The sequence below is a fragment of the Paracoccus salipaludis genome, from assembly GCF_002287065.1.
GTDB lineage: Bacteria > Pseudomonadota > Alphaproteobacteria > Rhodobacterales > Rhodobacteraceae > Paracoccus > Paracoccus salipaludis.
Genome location: NZ_NSJZ01000046.1, coordinates 1 through 3,656, shown reverse-complemented (window position 1 = coordinate 3,656; position 3,656 = coordinate 1). Strand labels below are relative to the sequence as shown.

General features: G+C 63.5%; 4 protein-coding genes, 1 tRNA gene and 1 rRNA gene. 2 read left to right on the top strand and 4 right to left on the bottom strand.

Annotation, left to right across the window (positions count from 1 at the left end; translation table 11 throughout):
- Positions 1-101: 101 nt before the first annotated feature.
- Positions 102-216, top strand: a 5S ribosomal RNA gene (gene rrf, locus CK240_RS17155).
- A 90-nt stretch (positions 217-306) separates the two neighbouring features.
- Positions 307-383: transfer RNA gene (locus tag CK240_RS17150), tRNA-Met, on the top strand.
- A 582-nt stretch (positions 384-965) separates the two neighbouring features.
- Here the strand turns inward: CK240_RS17150 and CK240_RS19385 are convergent.
- The 4 genes from CK240_RS19385 to CK240_RS17135 form a co-directional block, all read right to left on the bottom strand.
- Complete coding sequence (locus tag CK240_RS19385; RefSeq protein ID WP_240517552.1) at positions 966-1,784, bottom strand: recombinase family protein; 819 nt, start codon at positions 1,782-1,784, stop codon at positions 966-968.
- A 6-nt stretch (positions 1,785-1,790) separates the two neighbouring features.
- Positions 1,791-2,051 carry a recombinase family protein gene (locus CK240_RS19380; protein WP_240517551.1) on the bottom strand — a complete coding sequence of 87 codons (261 nt, stop codon included), beginning with the start codon at positions 2,049-2,051 and terminating at the stop codon, positions 1,791-1,793.
- A 662-nt stretch (positions 2,052-2,713) separates the two neighbouring features.
- Positions 2,714-3,400 (bottom strand): metallophosphoesterase, encoded by a 687-nt coding sequence (locus CK240_RS17140; protein WP_338048980.1) that lies wholly within the window; start codon positions 3,398-3,400, stop codon positions 2,714-2,716.
- A 31-nt stretch (positions 3,401-3,431) separates the two neighbouring features.
- A partial coding sequence (locus tag CK240_RS17135) for a transposase (protein WP_167650099.1) occupies positions 3,432-3,656 on the bottom strand: 225 nt, incomplete at its 5' end.

The window sequence follows — 3,656 nt, the reverse complement described above, 5'->3', positions numbered from 1 at the left end:
TGGCTTGATTTGATCCGGAAGAAGACAGACCTGCCTTCTTCCTCAGCATCAACTTGGACAACACGCGGCGAAAGCCGCAACGCTGAGCGTTTCTTCCCCGGTCTGGTGGCCATAGCACGAGCGAAACACCCGATCCCATCCCGAACTCGGCCGTTAAGCGCCGTCGCGCCAATGGTACTGCGTCTCAAGACGTGGGAGAGTAGGTCACCGCCAGACCTGGAAAGAAACGCAAACCTCTCCGAAACGATCGCACAACCCCCGCACCCAGAAACCCGCGGGGAACCCGCTGCTCAAACGCAGCACGGACGCGGGGTAGAGCAGCCCGGTAGCTCGTCAGGCTCATAACCTGAAGGCCGCAGGTTCAAATCCTGCCCCCGCAACCAACATTGTTTCTTCAACAATATCATACCCTCCATCACCTGCTCCGGCGGGTGCTTCAGCATGTCCGGACACCGGTGTCTTCCCGAGCGGCCGCCCGGTTGCGAGGTAGAGCAGAACCGCCAAGGCACCGTGCAGGTCGATGGCCAGCCGTGTGCCGCCGTCCTTGTCTCTCTCCGGCACCAGCACGATCTTGTCGACCAAGGATCGGAGAGCTTCCTTCGCCTCCTCCTGACCATCCGCATCGGACAGGCCCCGGATCAGCTGGCCTACCCGGGTCCGGTAGGTCCTGGCCATCGAGGGATGGAAGCGCACGGGGTCGGGGGCAGGGGCGGAGGCCAGGACCCGCTCCAGTTCCTTCCGGCGCCCATCCAGGTCGATCATCCGGTCCTTCACCTGCTCTGCCGGCACTCCGGCCAGGATCGCATCGACCAGCTTCTTGTAGTCGCCGGTGATCTGGCGCAGTTCCTTCTCGAGGCCTGCCTGACCGGCATTGGCCTGGGCCTGCAGCTGGTTCCGTTCTGCGGCGTATTCCTAGCAGAAGATCTCCACCGCTTCCTCGTCCAGCAGATGGTGCTCGAGGGCGTTCAGGACCGTGTTCTCCAGGTCCTCGCGCCGGATCGTCGCCATGTTGGTGCAGACCGCCGGGCCCTCTTCCGCGCGGCCGAGCAGCCGAAGCTGTCCTTGGAGATCTTCGAGAACCCGGCGTCGCAGCAGCCGCATTCCATCAGGCCAGAGAACAGGAACTTCGGCCGCCTGCGGTCCCAGACCGCGACACCGGTGTTCTTCGACTTCAGGGCGCCCTGTCGGCTGCGCACCTGCTCCCACAGCTCGTCGTCGATGATCCGCAACTCCGGAACCTCGGTGATCACCCACTCGGTCTCCGGGTTGAGGCCCGAGATCCGCTTGCCGGTGCCCGGATCCTTGACGTAGCGCAGCCGGCTCCAGACCTGCCGGCCGATGTAGAGGTCGTTGTTCAGGATCCCGGTGCCGCGCTCACGGTTGCCGTGGATGGTCGACGTGCCCCAGTGGCCACCCTGCGGGCCGGGGACCTTCTCCAGGTTCAGGGCTTCCGCGATCTTCCTCGGCGAGATCCCTTTAAAATACTCTACGAAGATCCGTCGCACCTCGGACGCCTGCACGGGATCGATCTCCCGGTCGCCGCGGCCCGGCTCGCCGTTGGAGGCACACCTTGCCACCCTCTTGTAGCCATAGGTCAGTCCGCCGGCCGACTTGCCCGCGAGCGCGCGGCCCTTCAGCCCGCGGTGGATCTTCTTGGCGAGTTCCTTCAGGAATAAGGCATTCATCGTGCCGGTGAGCCCGATATGGAGTTTCGAGACCTGACCCTCACTCAGAGTCTCGATCATCACGCCATGGAACTGGAGTTGCTGGTAGAGCGCCGCCACATCCGCCTAGTTGCGGCTGAGCCGGTCCAGCGCCTCCGCGATCACCACGCCGAAGCTGCCGGCCTGCGCATCCCGCAAAAGCTTCTGCAGACCCGAGCGCATCAGGCTGGCACCCGAAACTGCCCGATCGGAGTAGGCCTCGACCACCTCCAGATCCTGCCGTGCCGCGTAGTTGCGGCAGGCACGGATCTGGTCCTCGAGCGAGGCGTCCCGTTGAAGGTCGCTCGAGTAGCGGGCGTAGATGGCAGCGCGACGGGCTGTGCTCATGGGGGCACTCCTCAGCTGGAAGCTGGTCGGGCGTCAGCGCGGCGGGCTAGCCGTCTCGGCTGCATGATCGGCGCGGGCGGCGTGGCGCGCAAGCGCGCGGATGAACTAGAGCCAGGCTTCCCGCTCCGGCGACACGGGCGTAGCGTCGCGGCGCGCGGGTGAGGGGGCCACCGGTGCGGCCGCTTCTCCTTCCGTCCTGCTGTTGCGCCTCTTCGCCATGTGACGTGCCTCTCCCGTCCGCCCGGAACACGGCTCCGGCGGCTAATCCTTGCTGCTGCTTCTCTGGGGACATCGCTATTCTGCCCTCGGGATCAGTATACGGGCCCCCGCCTGCAATGGGGGGCTGAAGAGTCAGGATTCCGGTGTTGAACGGGGCTCTCGGGCGATTCATTGTGGATATCTCAGCTCTCAAGGTGCTTCCGAAGCTCGGGTCGCGACATGGGACCTGGGAGCAAGGTCTTCGATGACGGCCAGGAGGGGGCGAGACCGAAAGTCATTTGTGAAAAAGAATATGCTGTTGATGTTCCATACGGAAAAAAGTGGTCGCGTGAACTTGGCTTTGTGCGGTCCTCCGCGTGGCGCGGGACGCGGCCTTTGCCTTGCCCGACGTCGCGGTGATCTTGCGCTAAGCGTTGAATGCGAAAGAGGTGCTGCCTGATCTATCAGGCCGCGCCGAGCGCGCCCTCCTCGATTATTCCCCGCAGCAGCAGGGTGCGCTCGTGCTGCGAGTTCACCTCATGGGGATATCCCAGCGAGACGTTGCGGATCAGGGTGCCGCCGATCCAAGTTTCAAGCCGGCGATGGGTATGGCCGAAGAGCCAAGCGTCCGGTTGGTAGTGCCGGATGAAGCTGTCGAGGTTCGAGGCGAAGGCCGGGCTGGCACTGTAGAGCGAGCCGGCCACCGCGCGGTGCGGCGCGTGATGGGTGATCACGAAGGTTGGGCCAGCGAAGGGCTCGCGTAGCTGGGCCTCCAACCAAGCGAGATGATCCATATGCAGCTTGAGCAAATCTCCGGGTTTGAGTGGTCGGTGCTCCGGGCCGAAGGTGATCTGGCGGTAGTCCGGCATGGTGAGAAGCGCGGACATCATCGCTCCCGGCACGTCATCCATCAGCGCAAAATCCGTCCACAGCGTGCAGCAAAGAAAGCGGCTCGCGCCGATATCGATTACCTGTTTCTGGGCGAAGTTGACGCCGGCTTGCGCGGCGATCGCGGCAAGGCCGTCGTCATCGTCGAGCCTCCATCCATGATAGTCATGATTCCCCGGGATGACCCACACCCTTTGAAGATCGATCAGGCCCTCCAGAGAGCCGAAGAAACCCGGCAAGCCCTGCGCGGGATTGTCGGCGATGTCGCCCGCTAGAGTCAGGACTCGTTAAGTTTCATAGCCAGAACATGATGGTTGCGGCGAGTGCGACGGCGGAGAGGAAGACCTTCGGGCATCTGTCGCAACACGTGGCGACGCGTCTCCAATCCTTCAGCCGACCGAACATGATCTCGATCCTGTTGCGGCGTTTGTAGCGGCGCGTGTCATATTTTACGGGCCGACCACGAGACTTTCGCCCCGGGATGCAGGGAGTGATCCCTTTGTCTTTCAGCGCATTTCT